Here is a 26,407-nt window from a genome sequence, read left to right on the forward strand (position 1 = left end):
GTCATGGCGACAACAAAAAAACGCATCGGCATTGTAGGCGCGCGTGGTCACACGGGTGCCGAGCTGATTCGATTGGTGGCCGCGCATCCGGCGTTGGAATTGGCGTATGTATCGTCGCGCGAGCTCGACGGTCAGCGCGTGGATGCGCACGTGTCCGACTACAAGGGCGATCTGCATTACAGCTCGCCCGCGCACGAAGATTTGCCCGGACTCGATGCGGATGTGGTCGTGCTGGCGTTGCCGAACGGCAAGGCATCTGTCTGTGTGGAGGCATTCGATGCTGCCGGAAAATATCCCGTCATCGTCGATTTATCCGCCGACTATCGCTTTGACAACGACTGGTACTACAGCCTGCCGGAGCTGACCCGCAACAAGTGGCGCGGAGAAAAGCGCATCAGCAATCCAGGTTGTTATGCGACGGCCATCCAGCTTTCCGTCGCTCCGCTCAAGGATGTGCTGGCGGCTCCGCCTGTGTGCTTTGGCGTATCGGGTTACTCGGGGGCAGGAACGACACCGTCCGACAAGAACAACCCCGAGAAGCTCCGCGACAACCTGATGCCGTACTCGCTGACCGGGCATATGCATGAGAAAGAAGCGAGCCGCCATCTTGGTGTCCCAGTCGAATTCATGCCGCACGTGGCACCGCATTTCCGTGGACTGACCGTGACCACGAATCTTTACTTGTCGCGTGCTCTCAAGCGTGAAGATGTGCTGGCAAGATTCCAGTATGCCTATGAAGGCGAGAAGCTGGTACGCGTCGTGGACGAGGCACCATGGGTCAGTCAGATCGCCAACAAGCATCACGCTGAAGTCGGCGGTTTTGCGATGTCCGCCGACGGCAAACGCGTTGTTATCGTGGCGACATTGGACAACCTGCTCAAAGGCGCCGCGACGCAAGCCATGCAGAACATCAATCGCGCCATCGGTGTGGATGAATACACCGCCATACCCGTGTAAACGGTCGATTCGTCGACCGTCGTCAAATCGTTTCAGGAGAGAACCCGCGCATGAGCGATCTTCTTTGGCAAAAAGCCGGTGTCGAAACCAACGCCAGGATCATGAAATTCCTCGCCGGCGACGACGTGTTGCTGGACCGCGAATTTTTTCTGCACGACATCACGGCGAGCAAAGCGCACGTCGAAGGTCTCGCCAATATTGGCGTAGTCAGCGCGCAGGAAGCGCTGGATCTCAAACGGGAATTGGATGCATTGGCTGAGGATTTTCGTGCCGGGCGATTCATTCTTGATGAGCGCTACGAAGACGGTCATTCGGCCATCGAGGCTCGCCTGACGGAGCGCCTCGGCGACGCCGGACGTCGCGTGCACACAGGGCGCAGCCGTAATGATCAGATTCTGGTTGCCACGCGGTTGTGGCTGAAGGACGCGCTTGCGGCGCTCGAAGTGCATTGCCGCGCCATCGCCGAGGTTTGCTTGCAACGGGCCGCACAACCGGCCATCCCACTACCGGGCTACACCCATCTGCAGCGCGCCGTCGTTTCGTCGACGGCCATGTGGTTTGCTGGATTCGCCGAAGGCTTCGTCGACAATGCTTGGCGCGCACGTCAGACATCCGCATGGATCGATGCGAACCCTTTGGGAACCGCAGCAGGCTACGGCGTGAACCTGCCGCTTGACCGTGCGCATACGACCAAAGCACTGGGTTTCGCACGCATGCAGATCTCACCCATCTACGCGCAGCTATCGCGCGGGAAATTCGAGATGGCCGCGATGGAAGCGTTGAGCAGTGCGCTGCTTGATACCCGGCGTTTGGCGTGGGATCTGTCGTTGTTCACGACCGCCGAGTTCAACTTCGTTTCGCTGCCTTCCGAGTACACGACGGGCAGCTCCATCATGCCAAACAAACGCAATCCGGATGTCGTGGAGTTGCTGCGTGCGTCGTACGCCACGGTGGCGGCGTCGCGCTGCGAAATCGAACAGCTTCTTTCGTTGCCGACGGGTTATCAGCGCGATCTGCAATTCTCGAAGGGTTCGCTATTCCACGGTGTTACGCATGGTCTTGCTGCACTGGAGTTGCTCCCGGATTTGCTCGCACGCATGCAGTGGAATGAATCGGTGATGCGCGCCGCCATCGAGCCTGCGATGTATGCCACTGATGTCGCCATCGAGCAGGCGGCGGCAGGTGTACCGTTCCGCGATGCCTATCGTGCTGCCGCCGAAGCTGCGACAGCGGCCGGGCAGGGGCGTACTCCTGAGGCAAGCCTTGCGGCACGTACGTCACCGGGTGCAGGCAACGATCTTCACCTTGAAGCGCTGAAAGAACGGCTCGCTCATCTCTCACACTGACAAAACGCCCATGACCGCCACCAGCATTGCCAACGCCGAACATTATTCGTGGGGCCAGGCGTGCGATGGCTGGCACTTGCTGGCAACCGACGATCTGAGCGTGATCGAGGAACGCATGCCTCCGGGCAGCTTCGAGCAGCGCCATTTCCACACGCGCTCACGTCAGTTCTTTTATGTGCTCGATGGTGAAGCGACGCTGGAGCTTGATGGCGTCACCCATCGTCTGCAACGCGGTGACGGTTTGCATGTACCACCTGAGGTCGCCCATCAGGTGCGCAACGATGGTTCCGCAGATGTGCGGTTTATAGTTATCTCCGCGCCAAAAGCCCATGGCGATCGTGTGGCGGCTCCCTTGGCGTCACGGGCGTCATGACCGCTACGTGCCCGTTGCCCGAACGCGCGCTGCCTGCATGGAGGCGGGCTGTGCTGAAGGTCGGCAGTAATCTGCTTGCGGCCGATGGCGGTGGGCTGACGACGCAGTACGCGCGAGCGCTGGCGGCTTTCATCGCGGCGAGTCAGGCGTCCGGACGCGAGGTCGTGCTGGTTTCATCGGGGGCCGTCGCTGCAGGCCGCGCCATGATGCGCGAACGCATCGCACCGGATGGTGGTCTCGCTGCACGACAGGCGCTGGCTGCGCTGGGTCAGGCGCCGATGATCGCGCTGTGGCAGAGCCTGTCCGAGCGTCCCGTAGCGCAAGTGTTGTTGACGCACGACGATTTGCGTAATCGACGTCGCTATCTCAACGCGCGCGCCACACTGCGCGAACTGCTTGCGCTAGGTGTTTTGCCGGTCGTCAACGAAAACGACACTGTAGCGGTGGATGAACTCAAACTCGGTGACAATGACAACCTCGCGGCCATCGTCGCCGCGCTCGTGGATGCGGATTTGCTGCTGATTGCGTCCGACGTCGACGCACTCTATAACGCCGATCCGCGACGCAATCCCGACGCAGAACCCATCGGCCACATTCCGCAGCTCACACCCGCGGTGATGGCGATGGCGACAGGCAGCAGCACGAGCGTTGGTACCGGTGGCATGCGCACGAAACTCGAAGCCGCTACCAAGGCAGCCAGCGCGGGTATACGCACCGTATTGTTTGGTGGGCGCGATGCCTCCACCGTGGAAGCCCTTCAGCAAGGGCGGTTGCGGGGCACGTTGATCGACGTCGCGGGCAATCGCATGCAAGCGCGCAAATATTGGCTGCGGCATGCGCCAGCCGGGAGTGGCCGCATACGTGTGGATGCGGGCGCGGCGAAGGCTATTGCAGGCGGGCGAGCGTCATTGCTTCCAGGCGGCATTCTGGGTGCTGTGGGTGATTTTCATCGCGGCGATCTGGTTGAAATCGTCGATGCCGACGATCGCCCGATTGCACGCGGGCTGAGCCAGTACGCAGCCGCTGAAGTTTTACGTCTGGCGGGTCGTCATAGCCGCGATATCGAGACGTTGCTGGGTTACAGCTATGGTGCAGAGATCGTGCATCGCGATGACCTGGCTACCGTGGTGGATCCGGAAATTACCGAGGGAGAGGTAAAGGCATGAGCGATATTCGCACGCTGGCGTTGGCCTGCCGTGATGCCGCGCAGGTGATGTTCACGCTCGACACCGAGACAAAGCGCAAGTTGCTGCAGGATATGGCTGCTGCGCTGGATGCCGAAAGCGAATCGATTCTTGCCGCTAACGCGCTTGACTTGCAGCAAGCGTCATCCAAAGGCGTGCAAGGCGCGATGCTGGACCGCTTGCGTCTGGATGAAGCGCGGGTGGCCGCTATCGCCAATGCGGTGCGTGAGATTGCCACCTTGCCCGACCCGGTTGGTCTGGTCACGCGTTGTGAGACGCGTCCCAACGGTCTTTCCGTAGAGCGCGTGCGCATTCCTCTCGGTGTGATCGCGATGATCTATGAGGCTCGCCCGAACGTCACGGCAGACGCCGCCGCGTTATGTCTGATGGCAGGAAACGCTGTGATTTTGCGCGGCGGTTCGGAAGCGCTGCATTCCAACGTTGCGATTGCCAATGTGTTGCGCGAGGTACTGGAAAGGAATCATGTTCCTCAAGCGGCGTTGACGTTGGTCGAAGACCTGCGGCGCGAGACGATGGTCGAGCTGTTGCAACTGAGTGATATCGTCGACCTGGCGATTCCTCGCGGTGGCGAAGGCCTGATCCGTTTTGTCGCCGAGCATGCGCGCGTGCCGGTGATCAAGCATTACAAGGGTGTCTGTCATTTGTTTGTCGATGCGACAGCGGATGAGGCGTTGGCGCTTGACCTGCTCGTCGATGGAAAGACGTCGCGCCCCGGCGTGTGCAACGCGCTGGAGACGCTCCTGGTGCATCGCGATGTCGCTGCATCGTTTTTGCCGAAAGCTGCGCAGGCACTTTTGCATCACGGCGTGGAGCTTCGCGGTTGCGAACGGTCGCGCGCCATCGTGGCCGGGATGCGCGCGGCCAGCGACGACGATTACGCGGCAGAGTTTCTCGATCTCATTCTCGCCATCCGTATCGTCGACGATCTCGGTGCGGCGATCGGGCATATCCAGCGCTTCGGTTCCGATCACACGGAAGTCATCGTCACGCGCGATGACAGATCTGTCGCGCACTTTGTCCGGGCCATTCGTTCCGCCGTCGTGATGGTGAATGCGTCTTCACGTTTCTCTGACGGTGGCGAGCTTGGGTTAGGTGCTGAAATCGGCATTTCGACCACGCGCCTGCACGCTTACGGGCCGATGGGCGCCGAAGCACTGACGGTCGAACGATTCGTGGTACGCGGCGACGGACAGGTGCGTCACCCGACAAGCAAGCTGTCCTAACGCATGACGTAACGCTCAAGCCCCGTAGCTTCTTGCCGATATCCGAGTGAGCTCATGGCAATGAAGGGAGGGGCTGTGAATATCGACAAATTCAAGCAAGAGCATGTCTATGTAATGAACTCGGTGGGCACCCTGCGCGAACTCGTGCAGGCAGGTGTGACTGATCATGCGGAAGAAATCGTCGCGCAGCTACTGGCGATGACCGGCGCGATCAAGCTGCATCTTGCGGCCGAGGATCGCGTACTTTATCCGGCGCTGGCCAACGCGCCCGATCCGTTGGTCGCGCAGACCAGCCGTATGTTCCAACAGGAGATGGGCGGTCTGGCCGAAACCTTGACGGGGTTCGTGTCGCGCTGGAATCTCGCTGCGAAAATCTCGCAGAATCCGCAAGGATTCCGCGACGAAGCCAACGCAGTGTTCAAGGCGTTGCACATGCGCGTGCAGCGTGAGAATCGCGAGCTTTATCCGATGGCCGAAGCGATTTGATGATGAGGAACGGGCGCGCAAAGCGTGCCTGTTTCGTTATCGCTTGTCGTGCCAGCGCCGGACCGCCTCGGCAAATGCGAGGCAGTCGGCGAAGCGGTTGTACAACGGTGCTGGCGAGATGCGGATCACGTCCGGTTCGCGCCAATCGCCGATGATGCCGTTGTCGGTGAGGTAGTCAAACAGCGAACGCCCTTGCGTGCGGCCACCGAGCACGCGAATGGAAAGCTGCGCACCGCGGCGCTCGGGGTCCGCCGGCGTCACGATGTCGAGCACATCGGACAATTGCGTGCGCACCAGCCATTCCAGATAGCCGGTCAGTTGCAACGATTTTTCGCGCAGGCGTCGCATACCGGCGCGATGGAAAATCTCCAGCGAGACGCGCATCGGCACCAGCGCAAGAATCGGCGGGTTGGAAAGCTGCCAGCCATCTGCGCCGGGTGTGGGTACGAACTCCGGCCCCATCTGGAAGCGCGTGGTCTTGTCGTGCCCCCACCAACCGGCAAAGCGCGGCAACGCCGCTTTCGCGTGGCGCGCGTGCACGAACGCGCCACCGACTGCACCGGGACCGGAATTGAGATATTTGTAGCTGCACCAGATGGCGAAATCTGCGCCGCTGTCATGCAATTGCAGTGGCAGGTTGCCCACCGCGTGAGCGAGATCGAAGCCCACTGTGCAGCCATGCTTGTGCGCGAGATCTGTAATGGCCTTCAGATCGAACGCCTGACCGGTGCGGTATTGCACGCCGGGCAACATCACCAACGCAATGCGCGATCCGTGTTCGTTGAGCGTGCGTTCGATGTGCGCCATCGAAATCGTGCCGTTGGGTTCATCGCCTTCGATTTCGATCAGCGACAACGTAGGGCTGAAACCGTGGTAACGAATCTGCGATTCGAGCGCGTAGCGATCGGTCGGAAACGCACCGGCTTCCATCAGAATCGCGTGGCGGTCCGGCGTGGGACGATAGAAACTCACCATCATCAGGTGCAGATTCACGCCCAGCGTGTTCATCGCCACGACTTCTTCAGGTTGCGCGCCGACGACTTCTGCCAGGTGGTCGCGCACAAACTCGTGGTAATCCATCCACGGCAGGCGGCCTTTGAAATGGCCCTCTACGCCCAGTTCGCCCCAGTAATTCAATTCCGCCTCAATCGCTTCCTTCACCGCGCGTGGTTGCAGGCCGAGCGAGTTGCCGCAGAAGTAATGCGTTTCGCCGTGTTCGTGCGGCGGAATCAGAAACTCGTCGCGAAAGGCGCGCAGCGGATCAGCAGCGTCGCGGGCTCGGGCCCAGGCGGCGGTGGCTTCGAAGGGTGCGGACATCGGGGGCATTCCAGCTGGGTTGTCCCAAACCTACGGGACGAGATGGAAACGCCCCGGTATGACCGGGGCGTCCGTATCGTTTAACTGTTCAAGCTGACCGCAAGCGCATTGCAGCCTTTATCGAACGACGCCATCCACGCCGAGCCAGCCTGGCTCGATGTCGGGCGTGCACAGCGCAGCTGGATCGCATGACCGTTGCGGAACCAGTAACGCTCCAGGTACGTGTAGCCCACGCCGCTTTCGCTGGCGGTGTAGATGAAGCTGTTCTGATCGCCCGTCGCGCTTGCAACCGGCGCGTAGTCTTTCATGTCCCTGGCTTTGGACACGGAATTGCTGACGTAACCGTTGAAGCTCTGCAGATCGGTGACCTGCTTGATCGTGACGCTTACGCGCGCGAGCGTATCGTTCTTGCTTGGCGATGGATCGGGCACCTGGAACACGCGAACTTCCGGATCGCCATCCACCTGCATGATGCCGACCCAGCTCGACGGTGTGCTGAAGTGCACGCTGCCAGAGGCCATGGAGACATCGTCCGCCTGCGCCACCGCGATACTCGCGACGACCAGCGCGGCAGCCACGATCATGTAACGCCTGAATTTCATGCGTGCTCCTGTTCCGGTTCGGAAGTGAAGCGTTGCAGCGGCAGTCCGAGCCACTCCAGCGCCGTGCCATGGAAAAGGCGGGCGCGGTTCCGATCGTCCAGTTTCAGCGACTCGATGCCGCTGCCCGGTTCCTGCTCCCCCAGCGGGAAAGGATAGTCGGTACCGAGCATCACGCGCTCGACCCCGGTCACATCCAGCAGATAACGCAGGGCCTGCGGATCGTGCACACAGGAATCGAAGTACAAGCGCTTGAGGTATTCGCGCGGATTGCGCGGGTTGTCGGTCGCGACCAGATCAGGACGCATGCGAAAACCATGCTCGATGCGGCCGATGGTCCAGGGGAAGCTGCCGCCGCCGTGCGCCAGCATTACGCGCAGCTTGGGCAGGCGTTCCAGCACGCCGCCAAAAGCCAGGCAGCACGCGGCACGCGATTGCTCGGCGGGCATGCCGACCAGCCACGGCATCCAATACTTGGGCATCGTGGATGCACCCATCATGTCCCACGGATGCACCATGATCGCCGCGCCCATGTCGGCCGCGGCCTCGAAGAACGGAAACAGCTCCGGCGCATCCAGGTTCCACTCGTTGCAATGCGAGCCGATCTGCACGCCGCACAAACCCAGTTCATCGATGCAGCGTTCCAGCTCGCGAATCGCCAGTTCCGGCGACTGCAGCGGCACGGTGCCGATGCCGGCGTAGTGCCTGGAATAATCGCGGCACACGGCGCCCATGTGATCGTTGAGATGGCGATGCAGTTCCAGTGCTTGATAACCCGGCGCCCAATAGGAGAACAGCACGGGCACCGTGGAAATGACCTGCACATTCACGCCGAAGCGAGCGTAATCGTTGATGCGGTGCTGCGGATCGAAGGACGACTCCCACACCTCGCGGAAAAACTTGCCGTCCTTGTAGATGCGATGACGACCATCCGTATGCGTCATCACCGGAAACGCATCGTTGCCGTACTTGGCCGCCAGGTTGGGCCAGTCGGGCGGAAGAATATGGGCGTGGGTGTCGATTTTCAGCATCCGCCTATTTTAGCGTCAGCTGCACCCTCAACATTAAGATTTGTTCACCAAGGGCTGCTGGGCGGCCGCCGACTCCTGTGGGCCGCGCCCCACCACGTGGGCCAGCGTGTTGACGTTGTCGACCAGACGGTCGCTGATGCGGCCAAGCTGCTCGGCCCGGGCTTTGTCTTCGGCCATGGCCAACAGCGTATACAGGCTGCGCTGCAGCTGGCGCAGATCCGGGGCGGGTGGGGGTACCTTGTTATCTCGCAGTGCAACAGCCAGCGTATGCAGGTTCGACGCGGCGTGTTCGATGAAATTGGTGACTTCGGCCTGCTCGGGCAAATTGTCGCAATCGTGCAGCAAGGCCTCCAGCGTCATCGCCGTACGCGCCAGGCGATTGCTGTTGAGGAAAAGGGTATTGGCCAATTCCAGCAACGCGAGCGGAGTAGCGGGCTCGCCGCGCATGCGTTCAAGGGAGGCCTGGGCATTGGTGCGTGCCGTGCGCACTGCCGTGCGCGCTTCGCGATGCGCCTCGCGCCGGTCCGGTCGTGCGAGGGCACGCAGGTAATCGGCGTAGGCGGAAAGCAGCTCCGACAGCGCTGCGCGTGCGCGGCCACGCTCCCATGTCGGCCATGCCACATAGGCGAGCAAGGCCATGCCGCTGCCGAGTGCTGTGTTGATGACGCGATCCATCACGGCATCGCCAGAGTTCACGCCTTCAAACGACAACAGAATCACCACGGTGCCGGTCAGTGCCGCCACGGCGACGCCGTAGTGCGCTGTAGCGAGATAACGGAACGCCATGCAAAGCACAGCCATCAAGGCGAGGTGCGTCCAGAAATCGTGTCGCGTGAAGTGCAGCAATGCGGTCGTCAGCAACAGACCGAGAATGGTGCCGACCACACGCAGCAAACCGAAATTGAAGGTGGCTGCGAAGTCGGGACGCAGCACGATGGCCGCTGTCATCGGCAACCAGTAACCGTGCGGCAGATTCCAGATGCGCGATACAAGCAATGCGACGGTGAGACACACCGCGCAACGCATCGCATGGCGAAACGCCACGGAGTGCGTTGTCAGGTTTGCGCGCATCGTGGCAAGCGCCGAGCTGCCACGCAGTACTCTGGGCAAGCCCGTTTCTGCCGTTTCCGCGCGCTCTTCGCCGGTCGTGCCCGCCCAATTGGCGTTACGCACCGCGGCGGCCAACTGACCGGATAGTGCATGGATGTGCGCAGCCACGCTGTCGTGGCGCGTTTTGCCATCGAGCAACGCGCGTTCGCTGGCCTGCAGTGTTTGCAAGGCGCGCGAAGCCTGTTCGGGCGAATCGCCGCTTTCCAGCGCATCGGCAATCGCATCGAGCACGCGCGCGGCATCGCTGCGAAACATGGCGTGGATGCCCTCGGCGCCGCGCATGTCTGTCATTGCTACCAGTTCCAGGCGAATGCGTTCGGCAAGTTCCAGCAACACGGCGAACGCTTCCATCGCACGGCCGCGCGCGTGGTGACGACCGAGCAACGTTTGCTGCAGTGTCGTCATGGCGTCGGTAAGGGCAGGCGCATCGGCGTCGTTGTGCACCTCTTGCTTGGCGAACGAAGCGAGGCCGCGATACACCGTGGCAAGCGCGTGCCGTTCCGGACCGTAGCGTTGCAAGGGCCATGCGGCGATGGAAAACAATGCGAGCAACAAGCCGCCGGAGAAGATCAATCCTGCACCGATCAATGCGTGGTCGATCGTCGTTGGCGTCGCTGCTGTGATAACCAGCAGGATCATGCTGGTCATACCCACGCGTGCGATGTCGGTGCCGAATACCACCAGCAAGCCACCGAAGAATCCGCACGCGGCCATCGCAATCAAGATCAAAGGCAAGTTGCCGCCGATCAAAAAACCGCAAAGCGATGCTGCACCGGCGGCGAGCGATGCCAGGAAAAGCTGCGTCAAGCGCTGGCGATAGGGGCCGGGCTGATCGGAAAACATGGTGTCCAGCGCGCCGGCGCCGATCGCGAGCCCCGCTTCCTCGTGGCCGGTCATATAGCCAATCGCCAACGGCAGCACGACCGCTGCGGTATTGCGCACTACCACCCACAACGGCACATCCGGCCGCTTGGCCGTCGTCAGGCTTTGCAGCACGCTCGTGCGTAGCGAATAGGCTTGCGTGGACATGGCGGGGGACTATGTCGGCGATGCACTGATTCTGCATCACGGACATAGCGGTTGTCGTTACCTCCACGAACGAAAACGGCGTCGCGGGATGGCGACGCCGTTCGTATGAAACAGGGAACGTGGTTTTCTCAGGAAGCGCGGCCGGCAAACTCGCCCGTCAACGTATTCACCCACACCTTCTCGTCATTGGTGATGTATTCGGGTACCTGGATTTCCAGGCCCGTCTCGAGCTTGGCGGGCTTGGTGCGCTTGGTTGCACTGGCGCCTTTGAGTTCCGGTGCGGTGTCGACCACCGTCAGCGTCACGCTGGTCGGGATTTGCAGGCCTACCGGCGCATCGTCGATCAGCTGCACGTAATAGCCTTCCACGCCTTCGACAATGTAACCGGCGTTGTCGCCAACCAGCGCGGCGTCCAGCATGTATTGGGTGTAATCCTCCGCATCCATGAACACGAACGCTTCACCGTCCATGTACGAGAAGTTGGACGGACGGCGCACGAGATCCATTTCTTTCAGATCGTCGTCTGCGCGCAGGCTCAGATCGAACTTGCGGCCGCCGGGAATCGAATACAGCGTGAAGCGGAAGGTGACGTTGCCGCCACGTGCGGTCGGTGAGCTGCGTTCGATATCGCGCACCTGGTAAACGGTGCCTTCGTGTTCGACTACGTTACCTTTCTTGACGTCGGAAGCTTTCATGGATGTTGGTCGGATGAGTGTGTGATGGTTTGGATTCGTCATTCCGGCGTAGGCCGGAATCCAGTGACTAAGAGGTAGAAAGAGCGAATAGTTAGTGCGCTTCGCGCGAGTATTTAACTGGATTCCGGCCTGCGCCGGAATGACGTCGACGTTACTTAGCGCCTCGAGGACGCCGATGCTTTTCGTAGCTTATTTCGGCTGCAGACGCACCGCGCCATCGAGGCGAATCGTTTCGCCATTGATGTACCGGTTGCCAAGGATGAAAGCGACCGTCGACGCAAACTCATCCGGCTTGCCCAAGCGCGAAGGGAACGGGATCGATGCGGAGAGCGATTCCTGCACTTGCGGTGGCATGCCATCGACCATCGGCGTCCAGAAAATGCCCGGTGCGATGGTCGCAACACGAATGCCGAAGCGCGACAACTCACGCGCCATCGGCAACGTCATGCCAACCACGCCACCCTTGGATGCCGAATAAGCGGCCTGACCGATCTGGCCTTCGTACGCCGCAACGCTGGCGGTGTTGATGATCACGCCGCGCTCGCCATCGTCACCGGCTTCGTTGTTCTGCATCAGTGCGGCACCCGCTTTGGCAACGTTGAAGCTGCCGACGAGATTCACCATCACCGTCGAGGCGAACGTACCCAGCGGCATCGGGCCTTCCTTGCCCAACACACGGCCGGCACCGAGGATGCCAGCGCAGTTCATGATCACGTTCAGGCCACCCATGGCATCCCGCGCTGCGGCCACGTTGGCGGTGACGCCGTCTTCGGAGGTGACGTCCGTGCGGAAGAAACGGGCGTTGCCGCCCAATGCCTTGGCGGCTTCCTGGCCCTTTTCTTCATTGACATCGAACAGGGCGACATGGCCACCGTTGGTGACCAGAAGTTGTGCGACCGCATGGCCGAGACCGGAGGCGCCGCCAGTGATGATTGCCTTGACCTGATTGAGCTGCATTGGGATGTCCGGGGAGCTAAAAACCGCCATGGTAACGCACCGGCCCGGGGCTCGCGCCAGCCCCGCCAAGATCCTGAACGGCCTGCCATTTTTCGACGGAACATTCACGTTGCATTCGGGAGGCTGACGCAATCTTGATAGGCGTATCGCGGTCATGACTTCGCGACGGCGCCAAGATTGGATCAATGGATGGCGGCGCCGATCACAAGGAGAGAGTGTCCATGCGATTCCCGTGCAGTTGAATTAACGAGGAGTACGACATGAAGAAGCAATTAGGGAAGCAGATCGGCATGCTCGCCGCTTGCGGTGTGATGTTGGTCGCATCGCAGATGGCGTTCGCCCAATACGGCCCACCGGGCCCACCCCCGCCGAGTCGCCAGGGTCCGCCTCCGGGGCGTGGTTGGAGCCATCAGGGCTGGTATCACCGGGGCGGCTATGTTCCGCGGCAGTATCGTGGCGGCCACTACGTAGTAAACGATTGGCGCACGTATCGCCTGCCGCCGCCGCGCCCGGGCTATCACTACATCCGCAGCGATAATGGCGACTTCCTGCTGGCGGCCATCGCCACCGGCGCGATCATCAGCATCGTCGCAAACAGCCGCTGAGCAAGCTGTTCGCATCAGTCAAATGGGCCGTTGCGCAAGCAATGGCCCATTTGCGTTTCAGTGCGGCGATGCCTGCAGGATGTCCTGCAGCTCGCGCGAATCGGCAAGCGACGAAAATGTGCGAATCGGTACGGGTGGATTTGTCGGAGTTTGCAACTCCTTCTGCCATACACCGACATCCCACCATTGCCCTAGCTTGTAGCCGGATTTGGGCCACACGCCTGCAGGTGTGAAACCCATCGCTTCGTGCAGCGACACGCTGACTTCACCCGGCATGGTGATGACACCCACCGCCTGATTGATGCCTTGCAAACGCATCACGTCCAGCAACACACCGTAAAGATGACCCGCAATGCCGCGACGTCGCGCATTGGCATGCACATAGATGGATGTCTCGGCAATCCAGTCGTACGCAGCACGTTCGCGAAATCGTGTGGCGTACGCGTAGGCGAGCACCTCGCCATGTTCTTCCCAAACCAGCCAGGGATAGTGCTGCAGCCGGTTGACGATACGCTGGCGCATCGCCTCGACACCGGGAAGTTCGGTTTCGAAAGTGATGGCGCTGCCGGTGACTGCGGGCGCGTAAATCGCGTGGATGGTATCGGCGTCGTCGGCGCGGGCGGTGCGGATCATGTCATGTATTTCCAGTTGCGTTGTTTGCCTTCGGCCAGCCACTCTATCGTTGTTGCAACACGCTTTGCTCGCGTCGCATCGGTTTTGGCGTCGTTGATCCACTCGACATATTCGCGCTGGCAACTTGGGCTGAAAGCGTCGTACGTCTTGCGTGCCGATGCATTTTTCTTCAGTTGTACCGCTAAATCATCCGGGGTTTTCGGCGGCGGCTTGGGCGCGGTCTTCGGACGTTCTTTCTTGATGCCGGCGTCGTTCAAGGCCATCGCCTTGCGTATATACCCGGTCAGCTCCTTCTTGCCTGGCAGATCCTTCACCGATGTGATTTTGCCGAAACTACCGGCGCCTTCTTCAGGTTCTTTCCCTGCAATGTTCTTGTAGTTCCAGAAGCCGAAGCTGCAGTGGTGCTTGAATGCGGCCATCGAGCACATCATGGCGCCCTTGTAGCCGAAATGCGGAAAGCCCCATTTGATGTTTTCTTCTACGTCAGGGCAGGCGGCATGCACGATGGCGCGGAGGTGTTCGAGGATCGGGTGTGCGAATTCGGCAGATCGTTCGATGTAAGCGTCGACACGCGGATCGCGGCTGGACATGGCGTCGATCTCCGTCTTTTCCCAAGTGCGGATAATGCCAAATCAAACCGCCCTAACGCACGCTTCTTAGGAATGCCTACAGCTCGCGAATGAAGAACCGATCGCAGCTGAAGTGGCCGGTGCCACCCATGGGCGCCTTGATGGGCTGGAACCCGTGTTTGCGGTACAGAGTTTGCGCAGCGTCCATGCCGGTAAGGGTTTCCAGATAGCAGCGCTTGAACTGGAGCTCGCGTGCCGCATCAAGGCAACGTTGCATCATGCTTGCGCCGGCGCCAATCCCGCGCGCTTCGGGCAGGAAGTACATCTTGCGCAGCTCGCAGACGTCGGCGTCGCCGCCATCCAATGGTGCAATACCGCCGCCGCCGATCACTTTGCCATCGCGTTCCACCACGAAGTACACGCAGCGCGCACGCGAGTACGACGCATGCATGTCGTCAACCTCGGCATCATGGATGGCGAAACCCGGACCATCCGCTCCGAATTCCGGCATCACCGTACGGATGATGGAAGCCACCGCAGCGTTGTCGCGCGGCTCGATTGGGCGAATAAGGTAATCAGTCATGGGCGAAACTCGACGGGGAAAACGCAGCGTAATGGCCTGCGCCGAGTTGGCAATGTGCCGGTGGTCAGGCGGCCGTACGTGCGCGGGTCACGCGGCTGGCGGTGGGCTTGCCCAACTGCGCGGCCAGCCATGCGCCGGTGGCGACCAGCAGATCCAGATTGATGCCGGTTTCCAGGCCAAGGCCTTCAAGCATGTAGACCACATCTTCGCTTGCGACGTTGCCGGTGGCGCCTTTGGCGTATGGGCAACCGCCTGTGCCGGAGACAGCGCTATCGACCACGCGCACACCTTCTTCCAGACACGCGAGAATATTGGCAAGTGCCTGGCCGTAGGTGTCGTGGAAATGCACGGCGAGCGCATGCATCGGTACTTCCTGCGCGACCGCCAGCAACATGGCGCGCGCTTTGGCGGGGGTGCCCACACCGATCGTGTCGCCGAGCGAGATTTCGTAGCAGCCCATGTCGTAGAGACGCTTCGCCACGCTCACGACATCCGCGACCGGCACTTCGCCTTGATACGGGCAACCCAGCACGGTCGACACATAGCCACGCACTTTTACGCCGTCGGCCTTGGCGTGTTCCAGAATCGGCTGGAAACGCGTCAGCGAATCGGCAATCGATGCATTGATGTTCGTGCGGTTGAAGGCTTCCGATGCAGCTGTAAATACGGACACGTCCGTTGCGCCAACCGCGCGTGCGGCGCGATAGCCTTGTTCGTTCGGCACAAGCACCGGATAGCTCACGCCCGGCACCTTGCGAATGCGGCGGAACACTTCCTCGGCATCGGCCAGCTGCGGTACCCAGCGCGCACTCACGAAGCTGGTCGCTTCGATCGTTTTCAACCCGGTAGCGGATAAGCGATCGACCAACGCAATCTTCACTTCCGGCGGAAGCAACGTCTTCTCGTTCTGCAGCCCATCGCGGGCGCCGACTTCGACAATACGAACGAAGGAGTTGTTTCGAGTATCCATGAGCATCCGTCTACGACTGTGGCGCCTGGCAGGTGGGCTGCATAGGTACTGGGTTGATTCTGAGCCGCGCATCGGTGAGTACCGCGCACACGGCTTCGCGTTGCGCGAAAGCACCTGCGTTGGTCGTCACTCGATAAAACTGCGCTTGCATGAAGGCCGTGTCTCGGGTTGAAAGGCGGGTAAGGAAGTCTTGTATGTCTCGGGTAATTAATTCGTAAAACGCACCAGCACGGCGTCCGCTTCCACAAATTCACCTTGTGCCGCACTCACACTTTCAATGGTGCCCGCGCGCGGCGCCTTCAAGGCGAGCTCCATTTTCATGGCTTCCATGACGAGCAATTCCTGGCCTTCTTCGACCTTATCGCCCGCCTTGGCCTTTACTAAAACGATGCGGCCGGGCATCGGCGCAATGATCTGGTTGCCGCCGCTGCCTTCTTTGGATTCCCACGCAAAGGCAGCTGTGCGCACGAAAGCGTAGCGCTGGCCGTTGGCGTCGTGCAGTGACACGCGTTGTGCGTCGGCGTAGACAGGCAGCCGAATGCCTTCGTCGTTGAATCTTGCGCTCAACGCGCCGTCGTTCAGGCGCGCGCCGTGCACGTTGCAATGAGCGTCACCATGTTGCAGCTGGTAGCTACCGTCGTGACCGTGCGCTTCGATGTCATAGCGCTGGTCGCGTAACGAAAGCGCAACAATGCGCTTGCCCGCGTGACCGATACGCCACGCATCGGCACTGGCCCAGGGTGAATGCGGATCGCTGCCGTGTACGGCCTCGCGCGCAACCATCACTTCGTCGTTGAGCAAAACGGCGGTCGCCGCGGCGAACAAAGCCTGATCCGAGGGCGGTGTATCGCCGGTGAGGAATTCATCCAGATGACGATCGAGGTAACCGGTGTCGATGCGCCCTTCGATGACGACGGGATGACGGACGAGCCGCTCGAGAAACGCAATGTTCGATTTCGGTCCGACGATATCGCATTGAGCCAACGCTTCGCGCATACGTTGCAAAGCTTGCGTGCGATCGGTGTCGTACACGATCAGCTTGGCGATCATCGGATCATAAAAAATCGTTACCGTATCGCCTTCGATCACGCCGCCATCCAGGCGCACGTGGCGTGAGGGTGCAGGCAACGTCAGCGTGCGCAGCTTGCCGGAGCCGGGCAGGAAGTTCTGATCGGGGTCTTCTGCGTACAGGCGTACTTCGATCGCATGACCGTGTGCGTGAATCTGATCTTGCCGCAGCGGCAGCGCTTCACCGGCGGCCACGCGTAACTGCCACTCGACCAGATCCAAACCTAGCGTTTCTTCCGTTACCGGGTGCTCGACCTGCAGGCGGGTGTTCATCTCCATGAAGAAGAACGTGCCGTCCTGCGCCACGATGAATTCGACCGTGCCAGCGCCGACGTAATCGACGGCTTTCGCCGCCGCGACGGCAGCCTCGCCCATCGCCTTGCGGCGTTCGGCGTTGAGGAAAGGCGAGGGCGTTTCTTCCAGCACCTTTTGGTACCGGCGCTGCGCGGAGCATTCGCGCTCGTTCAGATGAATGACGTTGCCCTGCGTGTCGCCAAATACCTGAAATTCGATGTGGCGCGGATGGTCGACGTAGCGTTCGAGAATGACGCGCGTATCGCCGAACGAACTGGCCGCCTCGCGCTGTGCGGAAGCGAGCGCATCGGCGAATTCCTTCTCCGCGCGCACGATGCGCATGCCTTTGCCGCCGCCACCCGCGGCCGCCTTGATCATCAACGGAAAACCGGTCTTCCGCGCTTGCTCGGCGAGAAAGTCCGTATCCTGATTGTCGCCGTGATAACCGGGCACCAACGGCACCTGATGTTTTTCCATCAGCGCCTTGGCGGCGGCTTTGGAGCCCATCGCGTCGATGCTTTCCGGGCGCGGGCCGATAAAGGCGATGCCCGCGTCGGTGCACGCACGCGCGAAACCCGTGTTCTCGGAAAGAAAACCGTAACCGGGGTGAATGGCTTGGGCACCGGATTTTTTGGCGACGTCCAGAATAACGTCGCCGCGCAGATACGAATCCGCCGGGCGCGGGCCGCCGATGGGCCATGCCTCATCCGCCAGGCGCACGTGCTGCGCGTCTTTGTCCGCCTCCGAGTACACGGCAATGGTGTGAATGCCGAGTCGGCGACAGGTGCGGATTACGCGGCAGGCGATCTCGCCGCGGTTGGCAATCAGGACGCGCTCGAACATGCTCAATCCTTACGGGCGTACGGGGGCTGCAAAGCCGATAAAACTAGCAGAAGTGTAGGGTTTAGCCGATGCGCGGCGCAGCATGGTAGCGCGCTGCGGCGTATTCGCCTTCCCATTCATCCAGTGAAACGTCGGGCCTGCCGGCCCCGCGTTCGGCTCATTCGTCAGCTGCCGGTCGACCAGCTCGGTGCGCGTTTGTCGAGGAAGGCACTCAGTCCTTCCTGGCCTTCCTTTGAAACACGAAGGCGCGCGATCAGTGCTGCATTTTCCTGGTCGACGCGTTCGGCTTCGCGTTCCGTAAAACCATGCATGCCGAACGCAAGCGTCTTGGCTTCATGCTGCGCAGTGGGTCCGGCTTTGCCGAGTTGCTTGAGCAGTTGGTAGACCGAATCGTCCAGATGCTCGGCATCCACAGTCTGATGAAGCAGGCCGATCTGCGTCGCCATCGTGCTATCGAAGATTTCCCCGGTAAGGAACAGACGGCGTGCCTGACGCAAACCGATGGCAGCAATCACATAGGGCGAGATCACCGCAGGTACCAGACCGAGCTTGACCTCGGTGAGCCCAAACTTGGCCGTCGTCACGCCGATGGCGATATCGCAGCACGCAATCAGGCCGACGCCGCCGCCATAGGCCGGTCCGTTGATGCGCGCGATGGTTGGCTTGGGCAGGAATTGCAGCGTGCGCATCAGGGCCGCCAGGCGCAGGGAATCCTCGCGGTTTTCCGCTTCACTGGCTTTGGCCATGCCCTGCATCCAGTTCAGATCGGCACCAGCGGAAAAACTTGCGCCCACGCCGGTCAAAACCACTACGCGTACCGATGGATCGCTGCTTGCGGCGTGCAGGGCCGCGGTCAGTTCGGCAATCAACCGGTCGTCAAAAGCGTTGTGCACCTTGGGCCGGTTGAGGCGGAGTTCGCGAATGCCGGCATGGTCGGCAATCTGTACGGCGTGGCTCATGGGAAAAGTCCGTCCTGGGGAGCAAACCCGGCCATCTTAACCATTGCCCATGAAAGATGACGCTGCGATGCACTAGATGCGAAAAGAGGTTACAATGCGAACCATTCTTGTTTAGAAGTATAACAACCGTGCGCCTGTCCGACCTGCCGAAAGGTGCTTCTGCAGTGGTTGAACGAGTCGAAGATGCCCATCCCAACGATCCCATTGCGCAGCGTCTGCGCGATCTGGGCTTTGTCACGGGTGAAAACGTGCGACTGGTGGCGCGCGGGCCGATCGGCAAGGATCCGCTTCTGATTCAGATCGGTTCCACCCGTTTTGCCCTGCGCCGCAGCGAAGCGGAGCGTGTCAGTGTCACGGTGCAGGAGAAGGTCGCATGAGCGCCGGTACGCTGCGCATTGCTCTCGTTGGCAACCCGAACTGCGGCAAGACCGCACTGTTCAATCAGCTGACGGGCGCGCGCCAGAAAGTCGCCAATTACGCGGGCGTGACGGTAGAGCGCAAGGAAGGGCGATTTACCGCACCCTCCGGACGCGTGCTGCAGATTCTGGATTTGCCCGGTACTTACAGCTTCGATGCCGTCAGTCCCGATGAGCAGATCACGCGCAACGTGCTCGAAGGCAATTATCCGGGTGAAGAAGCGCCGGAATTGATCGTTTGCGTTGCGGACGCGACCAATCTTCGCTTGCATCTGCGCTTCGTGCTTGAAGTGAAGCGTCTTGGCCGTCCGGTCGTGCTCGCATTGAACATGATGGATACAGCGCGTCGTCGCGGCATCCACATCGATGTCGAACAGTTGCAGCAACGTCTCGGCTTGCCGGTCGTGGAAACCATTGCGGTCAAGCGTGGTGGCGCACGTGCGCTGATCGAACGCGTGGACAGCGAAGTGCCGGTCGCCGCGCCTGCGCAACCGGATGACGCGGAGAGCCGTGCGGGCCTGCATGTGCAAGTGCGTGAGATTCTCGCCGCAACCGTGAACATGCCGCGCCAGACGGCAGCACTCGATGATGCGTTAGATCGCTGGGCGTTGCACCCTGTCTTTGGCCTGGCGATTCTCGCCGTCGTGATGTTCATGGTGTTCCAGGCCGTGTATTCGTTCGGCAAACCCATGAGCGATGCCATCGGCGATGGTTTCGACTGGCTTGGTGCGCATCTGGCGATCTGGCTGCCGGCCGGTCCCATACAGGGCCTGCTGAAAGACGGCATCTGCACGGGTCTGGGCACGGTGCTCGGTTTTCTGCCCGAAATCCTCGTGCTGTTCTTCTTTATCCTTACGCTCGAAGAAACCGGCTATTTGCCGCGCGCGGCATTCCTGCTCGATCGCATGATGCTGTCGGTGGGATTGACCGGTCGCTCTTTCATTCCATTGCTGTCGAGCTTCGCATGCGCCATTCCCGGCATTATGGGTACGCGCAGCATTCAGGACCCGCGCGATCGCCTCACCACGATTCTTGTCGCACCATTGATGACTTGCTCGGCACGTTTGCCGGTGTACGCGCTGTTGATCGGAGCGTTCATCCCGATGCATCGCGTGATGGGCATCTTCAACCTTCAAGGTCTGGTGCTGTTCGCGCTATATGTCGCCGGCATCCTGGGCGCCATGGCAGTGGGTTGGGTGATCAAGCGTATGCGCCGCGATCAAAGCGAACACGCGTTGCTGATGGAGTTGCCCTCGTATCGTTTACCGCAGCCGCGCGACGTCGTCATCGGCTTGTATGAGCGCGGCGCGATTTTTCTCAAGCGCCTGACAGGCGTGATTCTCGCGTTGACCGTGATTATGTGGGCGATCTCGACCTTTCCGTCGGCGCCTGCTGGCGCGACGGGTCCGGCCATCGATTACAGCATTGCCGGTTACCTCGGCCGCGGGCTGCAGTACATTTTTGCGCCGCTAGGATTCAACTGGCAGATCAGCCTGTCGCTGATTCCTGCGTTCGCCGCGCGCGAAACGGCAGTAGCCGCGCTGGCCACGGTGTATGCGGTGGGAGGCAATGCGGAAGCGGGCGGTCTGGCGCATGCACTCACCGCGAATTTTTCACTGCCGAGCGCACTGTCGCTGCTGGTGTGGTTTGCGTTTGCACCGCAATGCATGTCGACGCTGGCCGTCATTCGCCGCGAGACCAATTCATGGCGTAACGTAGCCATCTCGTTTAGCTACATGTTCGTGGTGGCGTACGCAGCGTCGCTGATCACCTATCAGGTGGCGAGGTTCTTCCTGTGAGCACGGGTCTGCTGATTCAGTACGTGGTGATCGGTCTGGTCGTACTGGCCAGCGCGCTTTATGCGTTTCGCAAACTGGCGCCGCTCCTGACCAACCGCTGGCTCGCCGCTGCGTCGATTCAGTTCAATCAGCCCAATCACGCCGCGTGGTTGCGTGCGCTGGGCCGCCGGATGCAACCCAAGCAGGCGACGGGCAGCTGCAGCGACGGATGCAGCACCTGTGGCGCTTGCGGTCCTAAGCCGCCGGCTGCTGCGAAGAGCGACACGATTCCGCTCGAATTCCGTCCGTACAAACGCTAAGCGCAAAAGAAAAGCGCATGGGCATTGCACCCATGCGCTTCGTTTCCAACATCGGCTTTAATTACGCTTTACCACGGCGTGCCGCCGGCATAGTCGCTGCTCATGGTGCTTTCAAGCTGCGACAGAATGCTTGAGTTGGTGGTGGTCATGCCCAGTTCGCGATTCTCCGTAAGCGACGCGCTGGAGAAGTTCTCCGAACCGACAAACGCCAACGCGTTGGATGTGCCGTAATCGGCCACGATCGCCTTGGCATGGATGTACAACGCGGTGTCGTTGTCCGGGTAGGTGCTGATGTTCACGCCGGCCTTTTGCAGTGCGTTGAACTCGCTTTCGTACTCGTTATCGTCGTTGGTCATCACGACCGTCACGCTGACGCCAGCCTTGGCCGCATTTTCCAATGCGTCGACGATGGCGGTGTCGCTCATCTCTTCGTTTTCCACCAGCAGGCTGGTCTTCGCATTGTTGATGATGCTGAGCAATGAACTCTGCGAATTGGTCGGGCTCCACACCAGATCCACACCGTTGGATGGTGTGACGGATTCGTGCGCGTAGTCCTTGGCGAATGTCGCTTCGATCGCAGCGATGTCGGTCGCATTGTTCTGGATAATCGCGAAATCGCGCGTGGTGCTGTAGTAACGGCTGGTGAGGTTGGCCGTCATGACGGCTGCCTGTGCGTTGGCGGTCGCGCTGTCGATCACGATCGACTTCTCGTGCGTCGCTTCATACTTGGTGTAAGCCCACACGACAGCCACGCCGCAATTCTTGAGCTGATCATAGGCGGCCGTGTTGTTGCTCTTCTCGTCGTTCACGTCGAGGATCACGCGAACCTTCACGCCGCTGGATTCGGCCGAGCACAGCAGGCCTTGCGCGGTGGTGTCCTGCAACTCGTACATGGTCATGTCGATGGTCGACTTGGCCGCCGAGATCAGGTTGTAGATAGGCTGAAAGCCTTGATCCGGAAAAATCACCAGCGTTTGCGTGGTGGTTTGCGCAGCGGCGGGCATGGTTGCGCCGAACGCGCATGCACATACCAACGCAGCAGAAAGCATCGTCTTTGCAAAAGAACGTTCACTCTTCATGTTCAATCCTTATGTAGTCGGAAGGTATTCACGCATCTCCCTGCGTCATCGACTGCCGCTCTCCCTGGGCGGCTTCAGCCTGACCGGTCCCCCCGGTCATCCCCTCGGTGCAGCACGTGTGCACGTCGGCCGAAGCGGCGATAACAGCGGTTATGCATGACACGAATCTTTCTACTGGATGGCAACGCGAATCGCGTTTAAGCAACGTGTGCCTTCGTCACGTTGGGGTGAACGTGTATGTTTTGTTGATGCACGAAGCGCGGAGTCGACGCTTGCATGTGGTTGACGTAAGCGAAGCAAACCATCGCGATCGAGATGGCTTGCATTTCGCTTTATATGGCGTCGAATTTGAGCATCTGCTTGTGTGCTTTGAATGGAACTGTGATCGCCATCGTGAATGCGCTTTCGTTGCGCTGATCAAAGAAACAAGAAGTCGATGTGAAGTCGATCACTACATTCGGAACACGCCGTAGCGTTGCTGCTCTATCGGTGCGTTGAGCGATGCCGAAATGGCAAGCCCCAAAACACGCCGCGTGTCGGCGGGATCGATGATGCCATCGTCCCAAAGGCGTGCGCTGGCGTAATAGGGATGCCCCTGCCGCTCGTACTGTTCGCGAATCGGCGTCTTGAAGGCTTCTTCTTCTTCAGTGCTCCAGGTTTTTCCCGAAGCTTCAATGCCATCGCGCTTGACGGTAGCGAGCACACTGGCGGCTTGTTCGCCGCCCATCACGCTGATGCGCGCATTCGGCCACATCCAGAGGAAGCGTCCGCCATAAGCACGGCCGCACATCGCATAGTTGCCCGCGCCGAAACTGCCGCCGATGACCACCGTGAATTTCGGTACGTGCGAACACGCCACGGCCGTGACCATTTTCGCGCCGTCTTTGGCGATGCCGGCGTTTTCATATTTCTTGCCGACCATGAAGCCGGTGATATTCTGCAAAAACACCAGCGGCACATTGCGCTGGTTGCACAGCTCGATAAAGTGCGCGCCCTTGAGCGCCGATTCGGAAAACAGAATGCCATTGTTGGCGATGATGCCGACGGGATAACCGTGGATATGCGCGAAGCCGCATACCAGCGTCTTGCCGTAGCGCGCCTTGAATTCATGGAATTCGGAGCCGTCGACGATGCGCGCAATCACCTCGCGGATGTCGAACGGGCGGCGCGTGTCCTGCGGAATCACACCGTAAAGCTCTTCCGCCGCATAACGCGGCTCGACCGGTGTGCGCAGAGCCAGCGGCATAGGCTTGTTGCGATTGAGGCTGGCGACGATGTCGCGAGCGATCGACAACGCATGCGCATCGCTTTCGGCAAAGTGATCGGCCACGCCGGATATCGACGTATGCACATCGGCCCCTCCGAGCGCTTCGGCATCCACCACTTCGCCCGTAGCCGCTTTGACCAGCGGCGGACCGCCCAGGAAGATCGTCCCTTGTTCGCGCACGATGATGGTTTCATCGCTCATCGCCGGAACGTAGGCGCCACCGGCTGTGCAGGAACCCATCACCACGGCGATTTGCGGAATGCCAAGGGCCGACATGCGCGCCTGGTTGTAGAAGATGCGCCCGAAGTGCTCCTTGTCGGGAAAAACTTCGTCCTGCATGGGCAGGAACGCGCCGCCTGAGTCGACGAGATAAATGCAGGGCAGGCGATTTTCCAGTGCCACTTCCTGCGCGCGGAGATGCTTCTTGACGGTGATGGGGAAGTACGTGCCGCCTTTGACCGTGGCGTCGTTGGCGACCACGACCACCTCGACACCTTGCACGCGACCGATGCCGGTGATGATGCCCGCGGCGGGTGCTGCATCGTCGTACATGCCGTGTGCCGCGAGCGGCGATAGCTCAAGGAAAGGCGAACCCGGGTCAAGCAGCGCGCGGATGCGTTCGCGCGGTAACAGCTTGCCGCGGGCGGTGTGCTTTTCACGCGCTTTGGCACCGCCGCCTTCGGCAGCACGCGTCATCTCACGATGCAGATCGTCAACAAGCGAACGCAGTTGCGCGCTGCTGGCCTGAAACTCGGCGGAGCGGGGGTCGATTTGCGAGGTGATAACGCTCATGGATGGCTGCTGCACGCTTCTGGACAAGGCGTCGATGATAACGGTGAGCGCATACCCTCTGCATAACGGGACGCACGAGATGACCCACTTGCATAAAAGGGCCGGCCACAAAAAAACCGGCCGCCAGAGGCGGCCGGTTTTCTGTAACCCTGCAACGAAGGATTAGTTACCCTTCGAGGACGACGCCGGAGCTGCGCTCTTCATGGCATTGGCCGCAGCGGTCGAAGCAGCAGCCGGAGCAGCAGCAGCCGTGGAGGCCGGAGCAGCAGCCGGAGCAGCGGTCGAAGCCGGAGCAGCAGCGGTGGTTGCGGAGGCAGCAGCCTTCTGAGCCTGATCAGCAGCCTGCGAAGCAGCTTGCTGAGCCTGGTCAGCCGACTTCTGTGCGTCCTGCGCGGCATCCTGCGCGCCATTGCTGCAAGCCGCCAGCAGCGCGACAAGCGCGGAGGCGAGAAGGGTACGCGTGAACTTCATGTTGGAATCTCCTTAGCCGTGGAATTGCCAATTGGCCGCATATTAATAGCGCTTTCACATGAACGGCGCTACCAGTTTCATCAAACAACTTTCATTCGGCATTAACACCGGACCGGCGTTTCGACGCCGGCCGGTGGTCGGCACTTAGTCCAGACGTTCAATAGCGATAGCGGTTGCTTCGCCGCCACCGATGCACAAAGACGCCACGCCGCGACGCAAACCGCGTGTTTTCAAGGCGTTGAGCAAGGTCACGACCAGGCGGGAGCCGCTGGCGCCAATGGGATGGCCAAGCGCGCAGGCCCCACCGTTGACGTTGAGCTTGTCGTGCGGAATGCCCAGCTCGCGCATCGGTGCCATGGCCACCACGGCGAAGGCTTCATTGACCTCGAACAGGTCGACATCGCTTACTTTCCAGCCAGCCTTTTCCAGCACTTTGCTGATGGCCGAGACGGGCGCAGTCGTAAACCACTCCGGTTCCTGCGAGTGCGTGGCGTGCGCGACGATCTTTGCAAGCGGCTTTACGCCACGTGCCTTGGCGTCGTCGGCCGACAAGAGAACAACCGCCGCCGCACCGTCGGAAATGCTCGACGAGCTGGCTGCGGTGATGGTGCCGTTTTCTTTGCGGAACGCAGGTTTGAGCGAAGGAATCTTTGCGATGTCGGAACGGCCAGGCTGCTCGTCGGTATCGACCACCACGTCGCCTTTGCGGCCGGACACCGTGACCGGCACGATTTCATCCGCGAAAGCACCGGAGGCCTGTGCGGCCAGAGCGCGCTTCACCGATTCGGTGGCGAACGCATCCTGCTCTTCACGGGTGAAGTGATATTTGTCGGCGCACAGTTCGCCGAACACACCCATCGCCTTGCCGTCGTAAGGATTGGTCAAACCGTCCCACGCCATATGATCGACCAGCTGGCCGTCGCCGTAACGAATGCCGACGCGTGCATTGACCATGTGCGGTGCGTTGGTCATCGATTCCATGCCGCCTGCCACCACAATCGCGGCCGACCCGGCTTTGATCAGATCGTGACCGAACATGATGGCCTTCATGCCTGAACCACAGACTTTGTTGACCGTAGTGCAGCCGGTCGCCGGCGGCAAACCGGCGTGCAAGGCCGCCTGCCTTGCGGGAGCCTGACCAAGATTGGCCGGCAGTACGCAGCCCATGATCACTTCGTTCACATCGCTTGCCGCGAGACCGGCTTGTTCGAGCGCTGCGCGAATGGCCGTCGCACCAAGCTTGGGGCTGGGCACGCCCGTGAACTGGCCGAGGAATGAGCCAATAGCGGTGCGTTTGGCACCGACGATAACAACGCTGACGTCCGACATAAGGGATCTCCGGGGGAGCTTTAGGCGCATGCGCCAAATGAAATAACTTGCGGATTATCGCAGTGAATGGCGCATGGCAGCAAACGTAAAAAATTGTGAGAAA

The 26,407-nt window shown here is 60.6% G+C and carries 26 protein-coding genes; 10 read left to right on the plus strand and 16 right to left on the minus strand.

What is annotated here, in order from left to right:
- Window positions 1-3: 3 nt before the first annotated feature.
- From argC to EKH79_RS00100, 6 genes are all read left to right on the plus strand, one after another.
- Window positions 4-957, plus strand: coding sequence for an N-acetyl-gamma-glutamyl-phosphate reductase (gene argC, locus EKH79_RS00075; protein WP_126671753.1), 954 nt, complete (start codon window positions 4-6; stop codon window positions 955-957).
- Between the two features lie 50 nt (window positions 958-1,007).
- Window positions 1,008-2,303, plus strand: coding sequence for an argininosuccinate lyase (gene argH / locus EKH79_RS00080; RefSeq protein WP_126671754.1), 1,296 nt, complete (start codon window positions 1,008-1,010; stop codon window positions 2,301-2,303).
- A gap of 10 nt (window positions 2,304-2,313) precedes the next feature.
- Window positions 2,314-2,676 carry a cupin domain-containing protein gene (locus EKH79_RS00085; protein ID WP_126671755.1) on the plus strand — a complete coding sequence of 121 codons (363 nt, stop codon included), beginning with the start codon at window positions 2,314-2,316 and terminating at the stop codon, window positions 2,674-2,676.
- Entirely contained in the window at window positions 2,673-3,842 is a 1,170-nt protein-coding gene (gene proB / locus EKH79_RS00090) for a glutamate 5-kinase (RefSeq protein ID WP_126671756.1), read from the plus strand. Before EKH79_RS00085 ends, proB begins: the two co-directional genes overlap by 4 nt.
- Complete coding sequence (locus EKH79_RS00095) at window positions 3,839-5,104, plus strand: glutamate-5-semialdehyde dehydrogenase (protein WP_126671757.1); 1,266 nt, start codon at window positions 3,839-3,841, stop codon at window positions 5,102-5,104. The genes proB and EKH79_RS00095 overlap by 4 nt, the downstream gene beginning before the upstream one ends.
- Before the next feature lie 75 nt (window positions 5,105-5,179).
- A complete protein-coding gene (locus tag EKH79_RS00100) occupies window positions 5,180-5,590 on the plus strand; it encodes a hemerythrin domain-containing protein (protein WP_126671758.1) in 411 nt (136 codons plus the stop codon).
- 36 nt (window positions 5,591-5,626) lie between these two features.
- Here the strand turns inward: EKH79_RS00100 and kynU are convergent, their stop codons facing one another.
- From kynU to EKH79_RS00130, 6 genes are all read right to left on the minus strand, one after another.
- On the minus strand, window positions 5,627-6,907 hold the full coding sequence (gene kynU, locus EKH79_RS00105) for a kynureninase (RefSeq protein ID WP_126671759.1): 1,281 nt from the start codon (window positions 6,905-6,907) through the stop codon (window positions 5,627-5,629).
- 80 nt (window positions 6,908-6,987) lie between these two features.
- A complete protein-coding gene (locus EKH79_RS00110) occupies window positions 6,988-7,509 on the minus strand; it encodes a hypothetical protein (protein ID WP_126671760.1) in 522 nt (173 codons plus the stop codon).
- Window positions 7,506-8,537 carry an amidohydrolase family protein gene (locus tag EKH79_RS00115; protein ID WP_126671761.1) on the minus strand — a complete coding sequence of 344 codons (1,032 nt, stop codon included), beginning with the start codon at window positions 8,535-8,537 and terminating at the stop codon, window positions 7,506-7,508. The genes EKH79_RS00110 and EKH79_RS00115 overlap by 4 nt, the downstream gene beginning before the upstream one ends.
- Window positions 8,538-8,570: 33 nt before the next feature.
- Entirely contained in the window at window positions 8,571-10,676 is a 2,106-nt protein-coding gene (locus tag EKH79_RS00120) for an FUSC family protein (RefSeq protein ID WP_126671762.1), read from the minus strand.
- Between the two features lie 128 nt (window positions 10,677-10,804).
- Window positions 10,805-11,371, minus strand: a complete 567-nt coding sequence (efpL, locus tag EKH79_RS00125; protein ID WP_126671763.1) for an elongation factor P-like protein EfpL — start codon at window positions 11,369-11,371, stop codon at window positions 10,805-10,807.
- 189 nt (window positions 11,372-11,560) lie between these two features.
- Window positions 11,561-12,328: an SDR family NAD(P)-dependent oxidoreductase gene (locus EKH79_RS00130; RefSeq protein ID WP_126671764.1), complete on the minus strand. Its 768-nt coding sequence runs from the start codon at window positions 12,326-12,328 to the stop codon at window positions 11,561-11,563.
- Window positions 12,329-12,588: 260 nt separating this feature from the next.
- On the opposite strand from EKH79_RS00130, the gene EKH79_RS00135 reads away from it, so the two are divergent.
- On the plus strand, window positions 12,589-12,933 hold the full coding sequence (locus EKH79_RS00135; RefSeq protein ID WP_233590094.1) for an RcnB family protein: 345 nt from the start codon (window positions 12,589-12,591) through the stop codon (window positions 12,931-12,933).
- A gap of 57 nt (window positions 12,934-12,990) precedes the next feature.
- Here EKH79_RS00135 and EKH79_RS00140 read toward each other — a convergent pair whose 3' ends face one another.
- The 6 genes from EKH79_RS00140 to EKH79_RS00165 form a co-directional block, all read right to left on the minus strand.
- The gene (locus EKH79_RS00140) at window positions 12,991-13,566 is read right to left on the minus strand and encodes a GNAT family N-acetyltransferase (RefSeq protein ID WP_126671765.1); all 576 of its coding nucleotides are present in this window, start codon (window positions 13,564-13,566) and stop codon (window positions 12,991-12,993) included.
- The gene (locus EKH79_RS00145; RefSeq protein ID WP_126671766.1) at window positions 13,563-14,156 is read right to left on the minus strand and encodes a YdeI/OmpD-associated family protein; all 594 of its coding nucleotides are present in this window, start codon (window positions 14,154-14,156) and stop codon (window positions 13,563-13,565) included. The genes EKH79_RS00140 and EKH79_RS00145 overlap by 4 nt, the downstream gene beginning before the upstream one ends.
- A 76-nt stretch (window positions 14,157-14,232) precedes the next feature.
- Window positions 14,233-14,718: a GNAT family N-acetyltransferase gene (locus EKH79_RS00150; protein ID WP_126671767.1), complete on the minus strand. Its 486-nt coding sequence runs from the start codon at window positions 14,716-14,718 to the stop codon at window positions 14,233-14,235.
- A gap of 64 nt (window positions 14,719-14,782) precedes the next feature.
- A complete protein-coding gene (locus EKH79_RS00155) occupies window positions 14,783-15,688 on the minus strand; it encodes a hydroxymethylglutaryl-CoA lyase (RefSeq protein WP_126671768.1) in 906 nt (301 codons plus the stop codon).
- 207 nt (window positions 15,689-15,895) lie between these two features.
- Complete coding sequence (locus tag EKH79_RS00160) at window positions 15,896-17,893, minus strand: acetyl/propionyl/methylcrotonyl-CoA carboxylase subunit alpha (RefSeq protein WP_126671769.1); 1,998 nt, start codon at window positions 17,891-17,893, stop codon at window positions 15,896-15,898.
- A 164-nt stretch (window positions 17,894-18,057) separates the two neighbouring features.
- The gene (locus EKH79_RS00165; protein ID WP_126671770.1) at window positions 18,058-18,852 is read right to left on the minus strand and encodes an enoyl-CoA hydratase-related protein; all 795 of its coding nucleotides are present in this window, start codon (window positions 18,850-18,852) and stop codon (window positions 18,058-18,060) included.
- A gap of 128 nt (window positions 18,853-18,980) precedes the next feature.
- On the opposite strand from EKH79_RS00165, the gene EKH79_RS00170 reads away from it, so the two are divergent.
- From EKH79_RS00170 to EKH79_RS00180, 3 genes are read left to right on the plus strand one after another with little or no spacing between them, the layout of a single operon-like run.
- Window positions 18,981-19,229: a FeoA family protein gene (locus tag EKH79_RS00170; RefSeq protein ID WP_126671771.1), complete on the plus strand. Its 249-nt coding sequence runs from the start codon at window positions 18,981-18,983 to the stop codon at window positions 19,227-19,229.
- The gene (gene feoB, locus EKH79_RS00175) at window positions 19,226-21,067 is read left to right on the plus strand and encodes a ferrous iron transporter B (protein WP_126671772.1); all 1,842 of its coding nucleotides are present in this window, start codon (window positions 19,226-19,228) and stop codon (window positions 21,065-21,067) included. Before EKH79_RS00170 ends, feoB begins: the two co-directional genes overlap by 4 nt.
- Entirely contained in the window at window positions 21,064-21,366 is a 303-nt protein-coding gene (locus EKH79_RS00180) for a DUF6587 family protein (protein ID WP_126671773.1), read from the plus strand. Before feoB ends, EKH79_RS00180 begins: the two co-directional genes overlap by 4 nt.
- 68 nt (window positions 21,367-21,434) lie before the next feature.
- Here the strand turns inward: EKH79_RS00180 and EKH79_RS00185 are convergent, their stop codons facing one another.
- From EKH79_RS00185 to EKH79_RS00200, 4 genes are all read right to left on the minus strand, one after another.
- On the minus strand, window positions 21,435-22,445 hold the full coding sequence (locus tag EKH79_RS00185) for a phospholipase D-like domain-containing protein (RefSeq protein ID WP_126671774.1): 1,011 nt from the start codon (window positions 22,443-22,445) through the stop codon (window positions 21,435-21,437).
- A 451-nt stretch (window positions 22,446-22,896) separates the two neighbouring features.
- Window positions 22,897-24,504, minus strand: coding sequence for a carboxyl transferase domain-containing protein (locus EKH79_RS00190; RefSeq protein ID WP_126671775.1), 1,608 nt, complete (start codon window positions 24,502-24,504; stop codon window positions 22,897-22,899).
- A gap of 162 nt (window positions 24,505-24,666) precedes the next feature.
- Window positions 24,667-24,975, minus strand: a complete 309-nt coding sequence (locus EKH79_RS00195; protein WP_126671776.1) for a hypothetical protein — start codon at window positions 24,973-24,975, stop codon at window positions 24,667-24,669.
- 144 nt (window positions 24,976-25,119) lie between these two features.
- Entirely contained in the window at window positions 25,120-26,304 is a 1,185-nt protein-coding gene (locus EKH79_RS00200) for a thiolase family protein (protein WP_126671777.1), read from the minus strand.
- Window positions 26,305-26,407 lie beyond the last annotated feature (103 nt).

This window comes from Dyella dinghuensis, assembly GCF_003977615.1.
Taxonomy (GTDB): Bacteria; Pseudomonadota; Gammaproteobacteria; order Xanthomonadales; family Rhodanobacteraceae; genus Dyella_B; species Dyella_B dinghuensis.

Bases quoted from the DNA above. Each gene is read 5' to 3' on its own strand.
- EKH79_RS00085 (WP_126671755.1), top strand. From the start codon at position 2,314: ATGACCGCCACCAGCATTGCCAACGCCGAACATTATTCGTGGGGCCAG.
- feoB (WP_126671772.1), top strand. From the start codon at position 19,226: ATGAGCGCCGGTACGCTGCGCATTGCTCTCGTTGGCAACCCGAACTGC.
- EKH79_RS00120 (WP_126671762.1), bottom strand. From the start codon at position 10,676: ATGTCCACGCAAGCCTATTCGCTACGCACGAGCGTGCTGCAAAGCCTG.
- EKH79_RS00145 (WP_126671766.1), bottom strand. From the start codon at position 14,156: ATGTCCAGCCGCGATCCGCGTGTCGACGCTTACATCGAACGATCTGCC.
- EKH79_RS00185 (WP_126671774.1), bottom strand. From the start codon at position 22,445: ATGAAGAGTGAACGTTCTTTTGCAAAGACGATGCTTTCTGCTGCGTTG.
- EKH79_RS00140 (WP_126671765.1), bottom strand. From the start codon at position 13,566: ATGATCCGCACCGCCCGCGCCGACGACGCCGATACCATCCACGCGATT.
- EKH79_RS00200 (WP_126671777.1), bottom strand. From the start codon at position 26,304: ATGTCGGACGTCAGCGTTGTTATCGTCGGTGCCAAACGCACCGCTATT.
- efpL (WP_126671763.1), bottom strand. From the start codon at position 11,371: ATGAAAGCTTCCGACGTCAAGAAAGGTAACGTAGTCGAACACGAAGGC.
- EKH79_RS00115 (WP_126671761.1), bottom strand. From the start codon at position 8,537: ATGCTGAAAATCGACACCCACGCCCATATTCTTCCGCCCGACTGGCCC.
- EKH79_RS00135 (WP_233590094.1), top strand. From the start codon at position 12,589: ATGAAGAAGCAATTAGGGAAGCAGATCGGCATGCTCGCCGCTTGCGGT.
- EKH79_RS00150 (WP_126671767.1), bottom strand. From the start codon at position 14,718: ATGACTGATTACCTTATTCGCCCAATCGAGCCGCGCGACAACGCTGCG.
- EKH79_RS00195 (WP_126671776.1), bottom strand. From the start codon at position 24,975: ATGAAGTTCACGCGTACCCTTCTCGCCTCCGCGCTTGTCGCGCTGCTG.
- proB (WP_126671756.1), top strand. From the start codon at position 2,673: ATGACCGCTACGTGCCCGTTGCCCGAACGCGCGCTGCCTGCATGGAGG.
- EKH79_RS00095 (WP_126671757.1), top strand. From the start codon at position 3,839: ATGAGCGATATTCGCACGCTGGCGTTGGCCTGCCGTGATGCCGCGCAG.
- kynU (WP_126671759.1), bottom strand. From the start codon at position 6,907: ATGTCCGCACCCTTCGAAGCCACCGCCGCCTGGGCCCGAGCCCGCGAC.
- argC (WP_126671753.1), top strand. From the start codon at position 4: ATGGCGACAACAAAAAAACGCATCGGCATTGTAGGCGCGCGTGGTCAC.
- EKH79_RS00160 (WP_126671769.1), bottom strand. From the start codon at position 17,893: ATGTTCGAGCGCGTCCTGATTGCCAACCGCGGCGAGATCGCCTGCCGC.
- EKH79_RS00155 (WP_126671768.1), bottom strand. From the start codon at position 15,688: ATGGATACTCGAAACAACTCCTTCGTTCGTATTGTCGAAGTCGGCGCC.
- EKH79_RS00130 (WP_126671764.1), bottom strand. From the start codon at position 12,328: ATGCAGCTCAATCAGGTCAAGGCAATCATCACTGGCGGCGCCTCCGGT.
- EKH79_RS00190 (WP_126671775.1), bottom strand. From the start codon at position 24,504: ATGAGCGTTATCACCTCGCAAATCGACCCCCGCTCCGCCGAGTTTCAG.
- EKH79_RS00110 (WP_126671760.1), bottom strand. From the start codon at position 7,509: ATGAAATTCAGGCGTTACATGATCGTGGCTGCCGCGCTGGTCGTCGCG.
- EKH79_RS00165 (WP_126671770.1), bottom strand. From the start codon at position 18,852: ATGAGCCACGCCGTACAGATTGCCGACCATGCCGGCATTCGCGAACTC.
- argH (WP_126671754.1), top strand. From the start codon at position 1,008: ATGAGCGATCTTCTTTGGCAAAAAGCCGGTGTCGAAACCAACGCCAGG.